Genomic DNA, 19,512 nt, shown 5'->3' on the forward strand with positions numbered 1-19,512 from the left:
ACGGAGGATATCTCCATGGCACTTGCGTCACCTTTGCCAGTACGTCGGCGGACGAGGGTCTTTTGTTCCAGTCCTCTCGCTCGACAAATCGCGTAGCGGCACGGAAAGCGAATTTAGGCGTCTTGAAAAGCATCTTTCGCTGCAGGCTCCCACGGGCAAATCAGATCGCCTATAACGTGCACCTTGACGTGCACAATAGGAGGTGTACCTTTGGGTGTAGGTCGCACACTATCACGTCGGCTGCATCGAACACGTTGTGACGCCGATCGCGGTATTGAGGCCATCGTTAACGCTGACGCGATGCGGCTAGCCGACTTGGCCGACCGCATCGAAAAATCGCATTGCGATTCCCCGCGAGAAGAACTGGCGCGACTCGACTTCATGACCGAAAACGTCGCTCGTGTTCATCGTGACAAGAAGTCTCATTTGACGATCGTTCGGGAAGCCTTCGTGGATCAGGGGGATGAACTCGAATCGCACGTGATCAAGGAAGAGAAGATCCTGTTTCCGCAAAAAATTGAACTGGAAGAAGAGACGCAATGACTTCCGAAACGCTTCGATCGACACTGCTACTGATCGCTGCTCTCGTGTCCTACGATTCGTTGGCGGGTAAAAACTGGCCCAATTTTCGAGGCGATGGCAGCAGCACGGTAACGGCAGATTTGCCAACACGATGGTCGGCTGATGAGGGAGTGTCGTGGCAGGTCGACATCCCTGGTTACGGTCAATCGTCGCCGGTCGTTTGGAGCGATCATGTTTACGTCACCAGCAGCGAAGGCCCATTTCAGCTTGCTTGCCAAGTTCATTCGTTCGACCTGACGACGGGAAAGAAGCTTTGGACGACGCGCGTCGAAGCAACCACGAAAGTGGAGAATTACTTTCGCAATAGCCGAGCGGCACCGACCTGCTGTGTCGACGATGCCGGCGTCTACTCTTTCTTCGCCAGCGGTGATGTGACCGCGATGAGCCACGACGGAAAGACATTGTGGAGCACACCATTGATCAAGAACTACGGCGAAGTCGCCAACGAACGCGGTGTGGCTAGCTCGTTGGCACAAACTGACGACCATATCTTCGTTCTGATCGACCATCACGGACCATCGTACTTAGTGGCGATAAACAAATCCGATGGTCAGGTCACTTGGAAAGCCGATCGAGGTGATCGCGTTCCCTCTTGGTCGTCACCTGCAATCGCTCGGTCCGGCGATCGAAACATCATCATCACCAGTTCAGCGGACACAGTCGACGGCTACGACGTGGCGACAGGTGAATCGTTGTGGCAGCTTGCTGGTCTGCAAGGCAACCACATACCATCGGCAACCGTCGTCGACGACCTAGTCTTCGTCGGTTCAACGACCGTGTACGGAGGTGCCACGGACGAGGACGCGGTCGCCGGATCGAATTGTTGCATCGAGCTAACGCACGACGACGACAGACCCGGATACAAAGTCCGTTGGGGAGCCGAGCGAGCGAACTCGTATTACTCAACGCCGCTCGCGTTTGCGGGTTACGTATACTACGTGAATAAAGTCGGCGTTCTGTACTGCGTCAATCAAGAAACGGGAGAGCAGGTTTTCGCAAAACGAATCGGCAATCCCTGTTGGGCGTCCGCCGTTGGTGTGACCCATTCAAATGGCGAACAGCTCGTCTACTTTGTTTTGAAGAACGGGTTCACGATCGTTCTTCGACCGGGCAACGAGTACGATCAGGTCGCCCGCAATCAGCTCTACGATGCCGATGCGATGATGGAAGCGAGGGAATCCGCCGAGAAACAACGAAAGACGAACTCGGTTCCCGCCGATCAAGCAAAGCCAAAGACCGGCCCCGAAAAGGTGTTCGCCGGCATGCCTGAACGTCAATTGCATCAGATGTTCTCTTACGGTGATCCGATGGTTTACGGAGTCGCAGTCGCGCAAGACCGGTTGCTCATCCGCACTGGACAAGCACTGTTTTGTGTTGGCGGCGAGGCGACGCAGTGAACGCAAACGAATCGGCCGTCACCAAGGTCGTTGCGAAGCTACAGTAGATCGCGTCCGCATTGGCGTAGTTCGACGCGCAAATGATGAGCGACTGAGATGTTGGAAACGACATTGATCGACTCATCCGCACGGCCAGACGGAACGATCAGGCCGACCAACATCCAAACGCAGAACACGTCGCTATCTTCATCTTCATTGCCTCTGCACTCCCCGCCATCTTAACACCGTTAAGATGGCACGATGGTCCGAAGCGACGGTCTCATCGAGGACTCTCGTTTCGATGGCACTCCAAAGCTCTTTTGGACGAAAGAGCACGAAGTCAATCTGCTTGGTTGGCTGTGCAACTGGAATGGTTGGCATCGGTTTGTCGCTGTTGTCGGTCCAGTGCCGCTTCAATTCCAGCAATGTCTTGCTTCCCGGCCCGTCGTTCATATCGCCCGCCAGAATCGCTGGCGTCTGACGGTGCTTTGCAACAAGTTCGTTAATTGCCTGTGCTGATGCGATCCGTTCCGCGTCGTCAGGGCGGTGATCGAAATGCGTCGCCAGGATCATCACAGGCGTTCCGGTAACCGGTTCCTGGACAGAAGCCTGAAGCACGCCACGTTGTTCGCCATGGTCAAGGTTCGGCAGAAGTCGATTGGCATGTTGGGTGATCGGCCAGCGTGACAGGATCGCGTTGCCGTATTGGCCACCTTGCAGCGATATGTTTTCGCCAAAAACGAAATTCATTCGTGTCAATTTGGCTATTTCAGCCGTCTGGTCGACGCCGCCGGAGCGTTTTACGTTTTTGTCGACTTCCTGCAACGCAACGATGTCTGGCCTAACCGATGCGATCACTCTTGCGATGCGAGCAAGATCAAGCTTGTGGTCGACGCCTTCGCCATGGTGAATATTGTAGCTGAGCACGCGCACTTCGATCGGTTCGCCCGCCCAAACAAACGACGTCGTCAGAACAAACACAAACGATATGGCAAGTTGCACGCATCCACCGCTTGCGGTCAGCTTCGATATGAAATTGCATTTCATCGTGACTCAATTCCGGTTGTATTGATGCTCGGTAGAATTTTGAATGAACGGTTCGGCGCGATCGAGATTTTTATAGTGTCCGTGATCGGCAGTGAGAATCAATGCCATTCGGTCCGGCCTGACGTTCCATGAAATTTCCGTTTCACGCTACGATTCCGTTCTCGTTGCTGAGGATTCATTGTCAGCGTGATTTGTTGGAATCGAGTATAAATTGTTGTGCTTTTCGTCGTGCATTAGTTTTTCAACTTGCATCGCGGTTGCAAAGTCACCAACGTTACGACTGCTTCGTCCCTCACGGAAGCCAAGATGTTCAATCGTCGTCAATTCATCGGCACGATTCCGGTCAGCGCCGTCGCACTCTCTGCGATCGGGATCAACCAACAAGCTCGATCACAAGAAGCACAAAACGAGTCCGCTGAATCGTCCGCGCTGCTTGCCAGTCCGCCCGTTGTACAGAATCCTCGTGTGGACGGCTTTGGCGTCAGTGTTGCGGTTCGTTCTCTAGCAACTGCCTGGGTTGAGTACGGTTTCGCCGAAGGCGATTTGCCGTTCACTGCCATTGCCAGTCACCACGGTTTGGTCAGCGCCGACGACCGAGTGCTACATGTTCGCGTCGAGCATCCTGAGCCGTTGCCCTGTGATAAGCCGATCTACTATCGCGTCGTGGTACAGTCGCTCGGCTATGCGAGCGCGTATTCGTTGCAGCGTGGTAAGCCGCAAGCGACCACTACGTATGCTCTCAAGTTGCCCGATCCAGCATCGGATCGAATTCGTCTGGTCAGCATCAATGACACACACGAGAACCTCGAGACGATCCAAGCGTTGCACGGTGAAATTGAGAAACTGAAGCCGGATTTACTGATCTGGAATGGAGATAGTTGCAACGACTTTGATGCGGCGGATTCGCCCGAGCAAATTTTGCTTAATCCGGCACAAGACGCCATTGAGTCCTGGGCCAGCACTCGTCCGCTCGTTTTTAGCAATGGAAATCACGATGTCCGTGGTCAGCGGGCGCGAGAAGTGATCAAGAGTTTTGCGGGTTGTCCCGAGTCGGCAGAGTTGCCCTACAGCCAGGCATTGCGTTTGGGGCCTCTGGCGCTGATCACGCTGGACACGGGCGAGGACAAGCCGGACGAGCATCCGGTGTTTGCGGGAACCGCTGCTTACGAACCTTATCGTGAACGCCAGGCTACCTGGTTGAAACGCGTGCTTGATCGTCCCGAGATTAAAAATGCCCCGCTAAAGATTGTCGCGTGCCACATACCTTTGCGTGGCCTCGATGGCCAGAACGATGGAACGACGCTGGAAGGGTATGCCAGTTATTGCGGATTCGGTGCGAAGCTCTGGCTTCCGATCTTGAGGCAGGCTGGTGTTCAGGCGATTCTGTCGGGGCACATGCACAGCGACCGATTGGATGCAGCAACAGACGACATGCCAATCCTGCAGTTTGTTGGTGGTGGACCCAAGCCAGAGCAAGCGACACTCACAGTGATCGACGCAGAGCAGGACGGATCGCAGCAGTCACTCGATATTCGCATCGTTGATCTGCACGGCAAAGTGTTGCATCAACATCGCTGGTCGTGAACGCCGACTTTGCATTGAGGACAATTGTTTGCGAAGCGTCTCTCTGGTAGAGCCGTTTGAATTTCACCTACTACGATCAATTGAGTTTAGAATCCGTACTCCCTCCCCTACGACAGCGCGTCACTCAGGCATAACGTGAACGAGACGGCGCAACTCAACTTACGGATTGCCTGCCTCCGGCTGGGGGCGTTTCTTTGCTTCGCCGGGTGGACCTGGGTGCATTTCTACTGGGAAGGCCCCTATGGTGTGCTTCTCTGGCATGGCACCACCTACGAACTTGCGAACCGATTCGGCTTCTCCTGGGACGATTTCGTCGGATCGGGGGCCGGCGATGGCTTGGTGCAGAAATGGATCGCCAGAATCTGGTTGCTGTACCTGATGTGTGCATTTTTGAGCGTGACGGTTCGCGAAAAGTCCTGGATCCAAATGTTCGGTTTGGTGATCGGCAGCGGAATGCTGACCTTGCTCAGCTACGCGGCGTACGTTTCCTCGCAAAATCAGCTACCCATGTTCATCGAACATGGTGGGCAGATGTTGATTCCCATCCTGCTTGTCATGGCACTCGCCTTTGGTGCAAGCCACAAAGCCACGGTGATCACTGCCATGATTGCGTTGGTCATGACGTTCGCCGGACATGGTTGTTATGCGACAGGGCTTTGGCCGACGCCTGGAAAATTTTATGCCATGACGACATTGATCCTCGGAGTTGAATACCCAACGGCTCAAGCCTTGCTACGAACAGCTGGCATTCTTGATTTTTGGGTTTGCATCGGAATCTGTATCCCGTTTCTGCGCCGAAGCTGTGCTTTTTACGCTACTGTCTGGGGGTGCTTAACCGCCATCGCTCGCCCGGTCGCTGGGATGTCTTGGGGGCTCAACTACTGGGGAGCCGACCAATACATGCACGAAGCAGTTCTCCGATCGCCACACTTTCTGATTCCTCTGTATTTGTTCTTGAATTGGCGGCAACCGCGATCGGCAGTCAATACAGATAAACTAGCGACGACTCACCCCGAACGAATGGTAGATCGATGAATTTTCAACAATGCAAACGTTTCTCACTTTGTTGCTTCGCTTTGCTACTTGCCGGTGCTCCGGTTTTGGCACAACAGAGTGGAAGGAGGCGACCCGGTCGTGCAGATCTAACGATCCCCGAAGTCAAGCGCAGCGACGTCATCTGCTTTGCGCTCTACACCGTTCACGACGATACGCTGAAGTTGACTGCTCAACTTTATCCGCTTGAATCGAGCGACCCCAAGAACGCTCGCTTGGAAATCGAAAAGCACGGACAGTGGGTTGAAGTCGCCAAAACGACCGTGATCGAAGCGGGCTGGACGGCACCGTTTCGAGTCGAAAACTGGGACGACACTCAAGCGTACAAGTATCGCGTTTTGCATGGAGCGGAAGCCAAGTACGAAGGCACCATTCGCAAGAACCCCGTGGATAAGGACGAGATCGTGGTCGCTGGATTCACCGGTAACTCGATTCAACCGGCCCACGGTGGCGATATCTCGCGACAGGACTTGATCGACAATGTTGAAAAGATCGATGCGGACGTGTTGTTCTTCTCGGGCGATCAAGTTTACGACCACAACAAACACTACGCCGCTTGGTTGAAATTCGGACGCGATTTTGGTGACATCATCAAAGACCGCCCGACGATTTGTCTGCCCGATGACCATGACGTGGGTCAGCCCAATCTGTGGGGCGAAAACGGGAAAATTTCGACGCTCAGTGGTGCTGCTGACGGTGGCTACTCACAGCCTGGAATCTATGTCCAAGAAGTCGAACGTGCCCAGACCAGCCATCTTCCTGATCCGGTGGACCCGCGAAAAGTTGGTCAAGGCATCGGTGTCTATTTCACGAATTTGAATTGGGGCAACATCGATTTTGCCATTCTAGAGGATCGCAAGTTTAAGACCGGTCCAGCGGGCCGAGTACCGAAGCAAGGGCCGCGCCCCGACCACATTCGCAACCCGGATTACGATCCTGCCAGCGTCGATGTTGATGGTGCCATTCTGCTCGGCGAGCGGCAACTGAATTTCCTGGATGCTTGGGCGATGGATTGGCGCGATGCAAAAATGAAAGTCGCCCTTTCGCAAACAATTTTCTGCGGTGGCGCACATATCCACGGCGCGGCGAACGGTCGATTGCATGCGGATATGGATTCTAACGGTTGGCCACAAACGGGACGCAACCTCGCGCTCCAATCGCTTCGCAAAGCGTTCGCTTTTCATTTCGCCGGCGATCAACACTTGGCCACGATCTTTCATCATGGCGTTGACGAACATCGTGACGCGATCTGGTCGTTTTGTGTTCCCTCGATCGCCAATCTGTATCTTCGTTGGTGGCAACCGCTTGAGCCTGGCAAGAACCGTGAACCTGGCAGTCCTGAATACACCGGTGATCTGCTGGACGGATTCGACAACAAAGTCACCAACTACGCGGCAGCCAACCCGGAAAAGAGTCCCGCCGGCAATTTGCTAAACACCCGCGCCGCTGGGTTCGGCATCGTGCGTTTGAACACCAAATCCCGGCAGATCAAAATGGAATGTTGGCCACGTAATGTCGACGTGACCGATCCCAGTGCAAAGCAGTACCCCGGTTGGCCTCGCACCATCTCGCAGTTCGACAATTACAATCCGACATCCTGGGGAAAGCTGGGAGAGTTAACGTTTGATGTCGATTCCCCAGTCGTCCAGCTTGTCGATTCCGAAAACGGCGAGACCCTGTACACCGTCCGGGTCAACGGAAAGACGTTTGCTCCCGGAGCACCGCAGGGAAAGACCTTCACCATCAAAGCTGGCAAAGATGCGCCCGAGACAATCGTCGTCAAAGACGCTCAGGTGGGCAGCGCTGCCCAAGCCGTTCGTTTGGATTAGAGCATTTCATCGTTGGTCTAGCGACCGTCGCCACGGTGTCTGCCGCGTACGATGCCTCACGAACCGAAATCGAAGTTGCGTCAGATTTTAGAGTTTATCGAGGCGCATAAAAAAACGGCGATGTGTCAAGCACATCGCCGTTTCTATTTTAAGGACGTAGCGTTGCCGAGGTTACTTCGATGCAACCAGGTCGGCTTTGCGTTTCGCTTCGATGATGTCGTCTTGAATGTTCGACGGGACTTGGTTGTAGGTCGCCAATTCCATGGTGAACGTTCCTTGGCCTTGCGTCATGCTGCGAAGGTCGGTCGCGTAGCCGAATGTTTCGGCCAGGGGCACTTCGGCCTTGATGATGCAGTTGGCATCGACGACGTCGGTGCTGGTCATCAATCCACGACGCTTGATCACGTCACCGACCACGGGGCCCTGGAACGTTTCGGGGCACTCGATTTCGATGTTCATGATTGGCTCGAGCAACTTCGGTGCGGCTTGCTTGAAGTACTCGCGGAAGCAACCTTGGGCGGCCGTATAAAACGCCTTTTCCGACGAGTCAACGTCGTGGTAGCTACCGTCTTCCAGGTCGATCCGAGTTCCCACGACGGGATAACCGGCGACGGGGCCTTTGGATAAGCTGTCGCGGAAACCTTTTTCGACCGGTGCAATGTATTGCTTCGGAATACGACCGCCGGTGACGTGATCTTCGAATTCGAAGCTGTCTTCGCTGTCCGATGCGATCGGGCTGAGTTTGCCCTTGATGTGTGCGAACTGACCCGAACCACCCGACTGTTTCTTGTGCTTGTAATCGAATGAAATCTCTTTGGTCGGGCTTTCGCGGTAGCTGACCTTCGGCGCACCGACTTCGATATCAACGCCGTATTCGCGACGAATTCGTTCGACGTAGACGTCCAGGTGGAGTTCGCCCATGCCGCTGATCAAAATTTCTTTGGTTTCATCGTCAGTGAAGACGCGGAACGTTGGGTCTTCCTTGCGGAACCGCAGCAACGCTTTGCTCATCTTGTCTGCATCGCCGCGATTTTTGGGCGAAACCGAAACCTTGATCACCGCATCGGGGATGAACATTGATTCGAGGGTACAGAAGTCGCGTTCCGCGGCATACGTGTCACCGCTGGCCGAATCGATACCCAGGACGGCGACAATGTCACCGGCCGATGCGGAATCAATTTCCTCTCGCTTCTCGCTGTGCATCCGGACGATACGGCTGAACCGTTCGCTCTTGCCGGTACGTTGGTTGACGTAGGTATCGCCCTTCTTGATCGTGCCTTGGTAAACACGCATGAAAGTCAATTGGCCGAACGGATCTTCGACAATCTTGAACGCCATTCCGACGAACGGACGCGACGCATCGGGTAGCAATTCGATGCGACGCTCTTCGTCCTGCGGATCTCGACCCTTGATTTCACGGTCCAGCGGACTGGGCAAGTAGCGGTTGACGGCGTCCAGCAGAGGTTGAACACCTTTATTCTTGAAAGCACTGCCCAAGTATACCGGGGTGGCTCCGCCCAGGACGGCGGCGCGAGTGGTTGTGTAGATCATCTCTTTCGAGATGTCTTCTTCACTGAGCAACTTTTCCATCATTTCGTCGCTGTACATCGACAGTGCTTCGAGCATCTCGCCGCGTTTCGCTTCGGCTTCGTCCATCAAGTCTGCAGGGATCGGCGCGGTGATGACTTTCTCGCCTTCATCGCCTTCGTGAAGGTAGGCGACCATTTCGATCAGGTCGACGACGCCCTTAAAGTTTTCTTCGGCGCCGATCGGGATCTGCATCAAGAACGCTTCGGCGCCCAATTTATCGCGAAGCATTTGCACAACGCGGTACGGGTTCGCACCGGTGCGGTCCATCTTGTTGATGAACGCTAAGCGGGGAATGCCGTAACGTTTCATTTGGCGGTCAACCGTGATCGATTGGCTTTGAACGCCACCGACACTGCACAGAACCAACACGGCTGCGTCAAGAACGCGAAGCGAACGTTCGACTTCGACCGTGAAGTCCACGTGACCGGGCGTATCAATCAGGTTGATCTTGTGGCCCTTCCATTCGACCGACGTCGCGGCACTGGTGATTGTGATGCCACGCTCTTTTTCCAGTTCCATGTGGTCCATCGTCGCGCCGTCACCGCCACCTTTGACCTCTTCGATCTTGTGGATGCGTCCGGTGTAAAAGAGGACGCGCTCGCTGAGGGTCGTTTTACCCGAGTCAATGTGAGCGCTGATTCCGATGTTTCTTGTTTTCGCCAGACTCATATCTTTTGTTACCTAAACGTGCGTGCGATGTGCCGAATCTCTTGGGGATACGGGCAACATTCCCGTATACAGGTTTTAGGATGCCCAAGAAATTGGTCGTCGCACGCTCAGTCTTCTTATTGAACGCTTGCCCGGTAAAATTCTAGATCGCAATCGATCGATCAAAAACCGGGCACGCTGGTGGGACGGCCGCGTGGTTTCGTTCAGACACCCAAAGGGCCGTTGGCGTCCAGATGAACACCGGTCGGGGATCAAATTCTTGGGTGGCGCAGTGGGAACCGCGGACTGGAATTTCAAGCCCTATCAAAACGATTGGGAAATATGGCAAAGCTTTAGCAAAAGCGGAAGGGCAAATCTTGGTCCAAATCCCCTTGCGACAAACTTTCTGGCTCGACATACTCTTGGACCCGCAAAAAACTGTTGCGGGCCCAGGCGAGCCGACGGCACTGTTTCGCACAGGATGCCCGCCGGCCGATTAGTCCGTTCGCCCTCTAGAATCTAGAAAAGTACCTGATGGCTCCACGCCCGATGAGCACGCGCAGCCGTGCCCGCAAACGCAGTCGCGTTCGTTCGCGAACCAAGAAGAAAGATCCGATTTTCGTCGATGGCCACCGCCCGCGTCCGATGTATGTCGATTACAAGGACGTCGAATTGCTGAAGAAGATGATCAATCGTCAGGGTCGAATCGTCGGTCGCCGCAAGAGCGGTTGTACCGCAGCCAGCCAGCACGCGGTCAGCGCAGCTGTCAAGCGAGCCCGTTTCATGGCTCTTCTTCCCTTCGTCGGCGAGTAGAGTGGGTCACAGGGAACGGGTCACAGGCGTCAGGATTTTGAGTGATCGGTTGTCCTGATAGTCTGAAAACCTGTTACCCGAAACCTGTTGCCGAATTGTGTTCACTGTTCATCGCCGCGTCGAGTTTCGAGACACCGACGCGGCTGGGATTGTGCATTTTTCGGCCTTTTTCCCGATGATGGAATCGGCCGAGCATGAAATGTTGCGGTCGCTCGGGATATCCGTGCTGCCCAAATCGGTGGACGGCGAAGATCCCATCAGCTGGCCTCGCGTTGCTGCAAACTGCGACTATCAAGCGGCGGCACATTTCGAGGACCTGCTCCAGATCGACGTTAGCGTCAGCAAGATCGGCACCAGCAGCGTTTCGTACCTCTTCCAATTCTCTCGCGACGGTTCCCATGTCGCCAAGGGAACGTTGACCGCTGTTTGCTGCCGTTTGGCCGACTCGGGGCTCCTGAAAACGGCGATCCCGGACGACGTGCGTAAGTTGTTCGAAAAGCATCTTTGATGGCAAACCCTTTGGGCATGGGCTGCGTAACAGGCACATCGAGCTTTCGGCCAGGGGTTTCTGGTTGATCGTTTGGTCACTTCTGGTTACGAAATCCCCCTTTCCTGTGTGCCAAAGAACGGTTTCCACGATGCACCTCGCCCCCTCAATGATTTTGGCCCAGGGTATCAACTGGGTGCCCGCGTGGTTGACGCCTCTCTATGTGATCGCAATCGCACTGGTCATCGGGGCGGCTATTGCAGCGGTCTACTACGGGGTTCTGGCAGTTCTGTCGTACATTCCCGGGCTTGGGAATCTGGCTGACTCATCCAAGGTCGGCGTCACGGCGTCGGTTGTGGTCGGCGGCCTGATCGGTGCGGTGCTTTGTTTTCTCTATCTGCCTACCTCCGGCGGTGGCGATTTCGCCTACGCATTGATTCTTCCCCTGCTGACGATCGGGTTGATCCTCGGTTTCGGTTTGATTTACGGGATGTGGCACCGTACGCGGTCCGAATGGTTCGAGATTTTGGGTGAAGGTGTCGTCCCCTACTTGCTGGGCGTGGCAGCACTTTTCGTTGTCGTGGGACTAGCCTCGGCACCGTTGGTGACCGAACCACTGGACTTTTTCAAAGCGATTCCGGCGGTCAATTTTGTTGGTGACGGTGTGACGGAGTTGACGGTCGTTGTGCCGGGCGTGGGCGACAGCGATCCCGACGAATCGGCGTTCCATCCTGCGATGATCAATTACAACCTACGCAATCTGTCCGAACTTCGGATTCGCAGCGACAAGACGATTCTGTTGGCGGACTCGGCGGACACCGCGGCGTTCTCGCGGGTGCCCTACCGAATCAATGCTGACGAAGAGCAAATCTTTCGATCGGCCGAGCGTGAATCGCCACCGATCCCTGGCGATGCGTCACGACTGCACATCCAGAACCGTGAAATCAATCCGGCGACCGTCGTGTTTTCGTTGACAAGCACTCCGCCGATTCCGGAAGCCAAGTCGATCGTGGTCATTGCGTTTTCGTTCTTCCTGGCCATCACCAGCATCATGGCGTTCCGCCAAGCGGCGCCGCGAGTTTGGGCATTGGCTCTTTCGACGGCCAAGAACGAAATGGCCCAACCGCTCTATCTGTTGTTGATGGCACTGGGGATCTTCGGTGTCGTATTCTTTGGATTCTATCCGTTCAACACCCTTGGCGACGACATCCGATTGCTCAAGGACAGCGGCGTCACCTTGATCATGGTGTTGGGCATGTTGCAGGCCGTTTGGAGTGCGGGAACGACGGTCAGCGACGAAATCGAAGGACGTACGGCGTTGACCGTGCTTAGCAAGCCCGTCAGCCGGCGCTCGTTCATTTTGGGCAAGTACGCCGGCATCATGTTGTCGGTGTTGGTCTTATTCGCCATCATCGGTGCGGTTTTGTTGATCGTGATCAGCTACAAGCCGATCTACGATGCTCGCGAGACATCCCGAGCGGCGACGGTTTGGCAAAATGGTTTCGAAGAGATCATCACAACGATTCCTATCCTGGGTTTGTACTTCATGGAAACCATGGCGATCGGCGCGATCGCGGTGGCCTTGGCGACTCGATTGCCGCTGTTGGCGAACTTCATCACCTGTTTCGTGGTGTACGTGATCGGCAACCTGACGTCGCCGCTGGTTGCATCGACGGAGGGGAATAACGAATTGGTCGGGTTTGTGGGCAAGCTGATTGCCGTTGTCGTGCCCAACCTGAATGTTTTTAACGTCCAATCCGCTGTTGACGCCGGAAATCCGATCCCGATTATCTACTTGGCCGGTGCTTTCAACTATCTTGTATGCTTCGCGATCGCCATCTGGATGCTCGCGATGTTGTTGTTCGAGGACCGTGACTTGGCTTGACGGATGGTCGGAATGATCTGACCTGGAGCCTCGTACTCCTTTTTCCCTGTCCCAGTTACGGGAGATGACGAGGTTGAGCCGTTTTAGCACGCTATCGCAGCCGCGAAGTGAACCCCAAGCTGGCGGTGCCCTGCTGTCCTATCTGTGGGCTGCACTGGCGGGACTGCTTATCCCCGTGCTTGTCGTGATGCTGGGTGCTATCGCGATGTTGCTCGACGCGGACGGGCTGAGCGGATCCGAAGTCCGATTGGGGACGCATCTGCGAGTTCCGATCAGTCATGCATTCGTCGAGCAAGCGGCGCTAATTCAGTTGACAGAGTTGGTCGGATTGACGTTCCTTGTTGCGGCGTTGTTTTCGGTTTCGGTGTGGCTTCATCGGCGCTCAGCAGACTCACGAGCTTCGCGGGTCGTCAAATCGTTGCACCAAAGCGTGCTGAAGCAAAGTCTTCGCCGCGCCGAGCTCGAAGGCGCTGCGGCCCAGCATGTTCGCGCCGAGCAATTGATCGGCCAGCAGTTGCCGCTCGTCCAGAAAGGTCTATCGCTTTGGTATCGCGCCGTTCCACGCAGCGTGTTGATGTTGATCGGATGTGTGGTCGTTGCACTTTTGGTGAATGTCTGGTTGGCGCTGCTGGCGGTCGTCAGCGGGGTTTTGCTTTGGCAATTGGCCAGGCGGCTGCGGCGAAACGATCAAGCCGAACTTAACCACTGGGAAGTTCCACGCACACGTCGGCGGATGGCCGAATTGGTCGGGCAAGCGCCGTTGCTGGCGCGGCTTCATTCACAGGGTTTAGCCGATCATGCGTTTCAAGCGGAGTTGGAAACGCTTTATCGTCGCCTCGCCGATGAAGACGCAAGGCTAGGGCGGATTTGGCCGCTGTTGTTCTTCGCCATTTCGGCTGCGGTGGCGGTGTTGGTGCTTGGCTTGGGCGTGAATCTGTTTGGCGTTGACAGTGGTTTGAGTCTGCCAGCTGCGTTGGTAATCGGTTTGTCGCTTGCCGGTGCGATCGCTGCGGCGGGTCGATTGATCAGCCTGGCAGCTCAATTGAGTGAGTTCGGGCATGCCAGCGATGCGGTTTATCATTACTTAAAACGCAGTAGCGAAGTATCGCCGAGCGAGCAGCGCGTCGGTTTGGCGGGGCTGCGCGATGGAGTCGAAATTCATGATGTGACCATCGGTGATTCAAGCGGCAATCCGATCCTCAGTCACCTCAGCCTACGGCTTGTGCCCGGCACGTTCGTTGCCTTGCTCGGCACCGAATCCGTATCGACGAGAGCTCTGACAGAGCTTCTGATGGGCTTTGGAATGCCCAGCGAAGGTCGCGTCGCCATCGACGGTGTCCAATTGCGAGACGTGCACCCGCAAGCACTAGCCCGCAATGTGATGTGGATCGAACCGGAAGGCCCCGTTTGGGAAGGAACGATTAGCGAGAATCTTCGCGGCGATGACGAGTCGATCAACAACCGGGATGTGGTCGATGCGCTCGAGCAAGTGGACGTATACGAGCGTCTGCAGCGTTTGCCCGACGCACTGGGAACGATCATCACGCCCGGCGATTCGATGCTCGGATCCGAGACGACCTATGCGATCGGTGTGGCACGAGCGCTGTTGCACAATCCGCCAATCGTATTGGCAAGCGAGCCACCACCGCCGGCCGAGCACTTGGCCAACGACCCCTGCTTAGCCGCCCTTCGCATGCTTAGCGAAAAGGGATCCTTAGTCGTGATTCTGCCGAAGCGTTTGCAAACGTTGCGGTCCGCCGATCGAGTGGTGCTGCTAAATGGTCCTCGCTTGGTGGGCGAAGGAAAGCATGCCGAACTGCTAGCCGACAGTGATCTTTATCGTCACTTGAATTATCTGTTGTTCAATCCCTATCGTCATCACAAGGCCTAGCAACCTGTTTCAACAGGCTGAAAGGGCACCCAAGCGATCGTGCGTCAGCCTCGATGGGCTGACGCACGTTGCCATGTTCACAGTTTGCAGCTCGTCATGGGCGACTAGCTGAACATGTAGCCTTCTTCGCCGTGGTCCGTGACGTCCAGGCCGCGTTGTTCGCTTTCGGCAGGTACTCGCAATCCGATGACCATGTCGATCACTTTCAGCAGCACCAGACTTCCAAGGCCCGCGAACAAGAACGTCACTGCGACGGCAACGATCTGGCCGATCAACAGCGCCGGGTTGCCGCCCGATTCGATCAGCCCGATTGGGGTTCCTTCACTCACGTCCCAGCAAGCTCGCGAAGCGAATACGCCGGTAAGCACCGCACCCAAGGTTCCGCCAACGCCGTGAACGCCAAACGCATCCAGCGCGTCGTCGTACTTCAGCATGAACTTCAATTTCGAGCACGCCCAATAGCAGACGATCCCGGCGGCAACGCCCATCATGATCGCCGGCATCGGTTGAACGAATCCGGCGGCGGGCGTGATGCAGACCAAGCCAGCGACCGCACCCGAGCTGGCGCCAAGTACCGTCGGCTTGCCCAGGACGACCCACTCGGTCATCGCCCAGGCCACCGCACCTGCGGCAGCAGAAAAGTGAGTGACGGCGAATGCGCTGCTGGTCAGACCGTCCGATAACAGTTCGCTGCCGGCGTTGAATCCGAACCATCCCACCCACAACATCGCCGCGCCCAAAGCCGTGTACGTCAAGTTGTGCGGCTGGATGGGTTCCTTCAAAAACCCCATTCGCGGTCCGATCAGGATGGCGGCCACCAGTGCCGAGACGCCGCTGCTAATGTGAACAACCGTACCGCCGGCAAAATCAAGTGCTCCGCCGGCAATGCTGGTATCCGAATACGAAAGGGGCCCGCCGTCCCAAACCCAGTGGCAAAGAGGGCAGTAAATCAGCGATCCCCAAACGATCGAATAAACAACCATTGCGCTGAACTTCATCCGTTCGGCAAACGCACCGCAGATCAGAGCCGGCGTGATGATGAAGAACATCCCTTGGAACAGCATGTGGGTCAACCGAGTCATATCGCCTTCCATCGGCGTGACCGGTTCGCCCAGCGTTTCGCTGTAAACGCGTTGAACGCCGTTCATGAACAAATAGTCGGTATTGCCGATCCATCCGCCGCTGCCGCCGAACGCTAACGAATATCCGTAAATCGCCCAAATGACGGTCATCAATCCCATCAAGAAAATGCACTGCATCATGACGCTGAGGACGTTCTTGCGACGGACCAAACCGCCGTAGAACATCGCCAATCCGGGGGCTGTCATGAACAAGACCAATGCACAACAAACCAGCATCCACGCGTTGTGTGCCGCCGCGGGACCGTTTGCGATTTCGTCATCGGTCAAAGCCCCCTCAGGGACATCCGAAAAAGTGGCTGCGCCAACCTCGCCTCCCACCGTCGAGGCGGTTTCGGAAGCGTCCTGTGCAGGCAAAGAAGTCGCAAAAAGGGCCAGAAATAGGAATAACCCAGCCATTGGCAACCGTCGTTCGGTATCAAACACCATGCTCACCTTAATATTGTGGAGGATCGCCTTCACGAACGCATTGCTCCGCAAAGGGAGCCTCCGCGAGTACGATTCGCGTTTGACATTCGTGCGCAATTGGCCGCCTCTCGCATTGAATTGAAAATTCAAGCGATTTGCCCAATCAAGGGCACCAATCGAACTCAAAGAAAGCTTTTGAAAATACGCGTCGCCGATCGTCGGCGACATTGGGGAAAAGATAAGTCTTTGCCGTTCTTATCGCAACGCGTCGGCACCGGTCGCGCACCGTTCTGGCGACAGAAACCGGCCGTGTGCCCTCTTGCTCAAAGGCCGGGCCGGAACCGCCGGTACTTACCGATCCAAGGAATCCGCCGGCTCGAACGCGTCGATCGGACTATCGCTTGCCAACGCTTCAAAAAAGGCCCGATCGCAAGAAACAAATGTCTGGTTGTCGCTGTGGATCGCGACCGTCGCGAATTCACCGACCAACACTTCGGCGTACTTGGCCAGCCGCTGCGATGCTTCGCAAGGGATTGACACCGTATCGGCTTGTTCGGTGTCCTGGGGCCATTGGAAGATGTCGATGGCAAGCCAAGCCGAATGATCGCCGATCCGTTGCGAAATCTCGCCTTCGGTTCCCGACTCTTCCGCCAGCAGTTTCGCGTCGAAAAGGTATGGTTTGCTGCCCCAATGAATGAAGTACTTGCAGTTCTGAGTCGCAGCGATGACGGCGTGTGCGTTGCATTGAAAGACGTAATCGTCCTCATCCGGCGTCATCTGATTTCGCTCGATTTGAAAAACCGCTTCGCCAATCGACCGTGACGCCTTGCTGACGATGCTGGCATCGAACGGGCGAGGTTCCTTCAACAAGAACACGACGCGCCGGACTTCGTTCCACGGCGAAAACTCACTCGCAACTTCGTCCGCCGCCGGCACTGGCGGATCGGTAAGCCACTCCTTGGGGACTTCGTCCGCGTTGACGAAGTCGTCGTGTGCGTACGTTGCAGATCGGGTCAAGCACCTTTGGTAAGCCGAGTCGAAATTGTACCGGTCGCCCTTTGCCGCATAGACCAGCGCTCGCAGAAAATCGCTGGAGCCTTCAAACGCCCGACGGGCCGATAGGATTGCGTCGTCGTAACGCTTCAGCCCAATCAGGAAGCGTGTCCGATAAGCATCGATCACGTCTTCCTGCCAACGGTTCTCGTCTGTCGGAACAAACTTCTCGTACGCCACAGCCAATCGATCGAGCCCCGATTGATAATGGCCATTCCTCAGCAGCATCGGTAAATCGGCCAACAGAAATCGAAACAGATCGGGTTGGTCCGCTCGCAACATGGCTCGTACGGTTTCTAGGTCCGGACCTTCGGGTAACTCGTTTTCCAGCGCATCGACCACTAGGTCTTTGGGTTCCAGTTCGGTGTACGAATCCACCGCACGATCCAATCGGGCATAGCAGTGAACGCAACGGCTGATCGCCAGATAGCGATCGTCGTCGTCGTTGGCCAGGTTGATCGCCTTGGCAAAATACTCGCGAGCCACTTCGTATTCTTCGCCCTCGGCATGCCAATTGCCGACAAGATAAGTCGCTTCAAAACTGTTCTCTTGGTCTTGCAAGTACTTCGCAAGCAAGCTTTTGACATCGTCAATCGTCGGCTGGGTTTCGGTGCCGTCGATCGATTGTTCGACGAACTTTTCTGGCAGAACCGCTAACTCGTTGATGGCTTGCGTTTTGTCGTCACAGATCGCGTACGCTTGATGGATCCGGCCGCACGAAACAGCCGACTCGCACAACGCTGGTTCGTACCATTCCCGGGCATCGTCATCGCTGTCGGTTTTGGCAATCAAGTCCGCCAAAATATCAAAGCTGGCAACATGATCGCCGCGCATTCTTCGAAGGTTCGCACGATAGTAAGCCAAGTGCCGTGTTTCGGGATCCCGCTCGATGGTGACTTGGTTCAGTGTTTCTAAGGCCGCGTCGTCGTCTTCGACGATGAACGTGTCGCCGAGCTCTTCAAACGACTCGGCGAAGTTCGGCAAGGCTTGAAAGTAGCTCGCGAACTCAGACTTGCGATCGTCGGGCAACGCCAATGCCAACGCACCGACGTTGATGACCGATTCGGGCGTATCCGCCAACGCCGACTTGTAAGCCTGGATCGCTTCGTCGGTGCGGTCAAGCTGTTCCAAAACGTGGCCGATCGAGTAATACGCATCGGCATCATGACCAAAACGGTTGAGGTAACCTTGGAAGTATTCCAGCGCGACGTCGTATCGCCCCAAGTCCGTATAGGCTTGGCCCAGCAAATAATCTTCCAGCGGAGCCGACGCCCCAAAGGCATCCGCCTTGTCGACCGATTCGATCACCACGTGCGAATCGATCAACTCATGTACCGCGGCCGACAATTGCCATCGCAGCCCTTGGATCGTTTCAGCGACGGGGTGGCCCATGATCGCATCGATGTGTTCGGCGGCAAGGTAGACGTCACCCTGGGAACACGCCACCGCACATTGCATGACCTGCTTTGAGCCGAAAACCAGTTCCGCTGTTACGCTGCTCTTGACCGATTCACGCAGGCCCATGGCTGCCATGGCAACCGTCGATATTCCGAACGACAGATCGGAGAAATCGGTGATGAACCAATCGTCACCCAATTTTTTAACGGTGTACCGTTCGCGCGCCGTCCCCGCTTCGTCGGACCAACTTCGCACATAGACATCGGCGACCGAATCGTTTTCGAAAAAATCAATCTGCATGATGCGATGCCGCGTCCAAACGACCTCCAGCAACTCGATCTGTTGCGCGAACGCCACGTTCAAGGCGGCGACCAATTGCTGTTGTTGGCCGTTGGGTAACGTGACACCGGATTCCGCGACGACGTCGTTGGCCATTTCCGTCAGGTCATAGCAAGCATTGAGGTCGTCGGCGGATTCGGAGGCCGTTGCTGCCTGATACCGATCAAAGAACTGATGGATCTCTTTTTCGGCCACTGACCGAGAACGATCGGAGTCATCGTTGTTCGGGGCGTCCTGCGCGAATAAGGAACTGACAGCGAAAAAAACACCGATAAAAAGAAACCGGATCATCACGATAAACCTGAAAGCAGACCAAAGGAACGAGAACGAGATGTTCGCGAAACACGCAAATAATAGCGGAATTTGCGGCTGCCGATGTGATCACGGCCA

13 protein-coding genes are annotated in these 19,512 nt (G+C 55.5%); 9 read left to right on the top strand and 4 right to left on the bottom strand.

The features are described 5' to 3' along the window. Nucleotides 1-210 precede the first annotated feature (210 nt). Nucleotides 211-543 carry a hypothetical protein gene (locus Poly51_RS21365; RefSeq protein ID WP_146459959.1) on the top strand — a complete coding sequence of 111 codons (333 nt, stop codon included), beginning with the start codon at nucleotides 211-213 and terminating at the stop codon, nucleotides 541-543. Beyond that, complete coding sequence (locus tag Poly51_RS21370) at nucleotides 540-1,979, top strand: outer membrane protein assembly factor BamB family protein (protein WP_146459960.1); 1,440 nt, start codon at nucleotides 540-542, stop codon at nucleotides 1,977-1,979. Before Poly51_RS21365 ends, Poly51_RS21370 begins: the two co-directional genes overlap by 4 nt. Nucleotides 1,980-2,171: 192 nt before the next feature. On the opposite strand, the gene Poly51_RS21375 is transcribed toward Poly51_RS21370, so the two are convergent. Beyond that, nucleotides 2,172-3,005: an endonuclease/exonuclease/phosphatase family protein gene (locus Poly51_RS21375; protein WP_146459962.1), complete on the bottom strand. Its 834-nt coding sequence runs from the start codon at nucleotides 3,003-3,005 to the stop codon at nucleotides 2,172-2,174. 306 nt (nucleotides 3,006-3,311) lie between these two features. On the opposite strand from Poly51_RS21375, the gene Poly51_RS21380 reads away from it, so the two are divergent. The 3 genes from Poly51_RS21380 (at nucleotide 3,312) to Poly51_RS21390 (ending at nucleotide 7,471) form a co-directional block, all read left to right on the top strand. Beyond that, entirely contained in the window at nucleotides 3,312-4,589 is a 1,278-nt protein-coding gene (locus Poly51_RS21380; protein ID WP_146459964.1) for a metallophosphoesterase family protein, read from the top strand. Nucleotides 4,590-4,805: 216 nt separating this feature from the next. Next, entirely contained in the window at nucleotides 4,806-5,624 is an 819-nt protein-coding gene (locus tag Poly51_RS21385) for a hypothetical protein (RefSeq protein WP_186775708.1), read from the top strand. After that, nucleotides 5,621-7,471 (top strand): hypothetical protein, encoded by a 1,851-nt coding sequence (locus Poly51_RS21390; protein WP_146459965.1) that lies wholly within the window; start codon nucleotides 5,621-5,623, stop codon nucleotides 7,469-7,471. The genes Poly51_RS21385 and Poly51_RS21390 overlap by 4 nt, the downstream gene beginning before the upstream one ends. Nucleotides 7,472-7,642: 171 nt before the next feature. Here Poly51_RS21390 and fusA read toward each other — a convergent pair whose 3' ends face one another. After that, nucleotides 7,643-9,730, bottom strand: coding sequence for an elongation factor G (gene fusA, locus Poly51_RS21395; RefSeq protein WP_146459967.1), 2,088 nt, complete (start codon nucleotides 9,728-9,730; stop codon nucleotides 7,643-7,645). Nucleotides 9,731-10,243: 513 nt separating this feature from the next. Between fusA and rpsR the strand changes: the two genes are divergently transcribed. The 4 genes from rpsR to Poly51_RS21415 all read left to right on the top strand — a co-directional run bounded on the left by rpsR (nucleotide 10,244) and on the right by Poly51_RS21415 (nucleotide 14,785). Further along, nucleotides 10,244-10,522 (top strand): 30S ribosomal protein S18, encoded by a 279-nt coding sequence (gene rpsR / locus Poly51_RS31390; protein ID WP_246114674.1) that lies wholly within the window; start codon nucleotides 10,244-10,246, stop codon nucleotides 10,520-10,522. Nucleotides 10,523-10,619: 97 nt separating this feature from the next. Continuing rightward, the gene (locus Poly51_RS21405; protein ID WP_246114675.1) at nucleotides 10,620-11,030 is read left to right on the top strand and encodes an acyl-CoA thioesterase; all 411 of its coding nucleotides are present in this window, start codon (nucleotides 10,620-10,622) and stop codon (nucleotides 11,028-11,030) included. A 130-nt stretch (nucleotides 11,031-11,160) separates the two neighbouring features. Beyond that, nucleotides 11,161-12,894, top strand: a complete 1,734-nt coding sequence (locus Poly51_RS21410; RefSeq protein ID WP_146459969.1) for an ABC transporter permease — start codon at nucleotides 11,161-11,163, stop codon at nucleotides 12,892-12,894. Between the two features lie 64 nt (nucleotides 12,895-12,958). Then, nucleotides 12,959-14,785 (top strand): ABC transporter ATP-binding protein, encoded by a 1,827-nt coding sequence (locus Poly51_RS21415; protein ID WP_246114676.1) that lies wholly within the window; start codon nucleotides 12,959-12,961, stop codon nucleotides 14,783-14,785. Nucleotides 14,786-14,889: 104 nt separating this feature from the next. Here Poly51_RS21415 and Poly51_RS21420 read toward each other — a convergent pair whose 3' ends face one another. Next, nucleotides 14,890-16,143: an ammonium transporter gene (locus Poly51_RS21420; protein WP_246114717.1), complete on the bottom strand. Its 1,254-nt coding sequence runs from the start codon at nucleotides 16,141-16,143 to the stop codon at nucleotides 14,890-14,892. A 540-nt stretch (nucleotides 16,144-16,683) separates the two neighbouring features. Continuing rightward, a complete protein-coding gene (locus Poly51_RS21425; protein WP_186775709.1) occupies nucleotides 16,684-19,317 on the bottom strand; it encodes a tetratricopeptide repeat protein in 2,634 nt (877 codons plus the stop codon). Nucleotides 19,318-19,512 lie beyond the last annotated feature (195 nt).

This window comes from Rubripirellula tenax (genome assembly GCF_007860125.1).
Taxonomy (GTDB): domain Bacteria; phylum Planctomycetota; class Planctomycetia; order Pirellulales; family Pirellulaceae; genus Rubripirellula; species Rubripirellula tenax.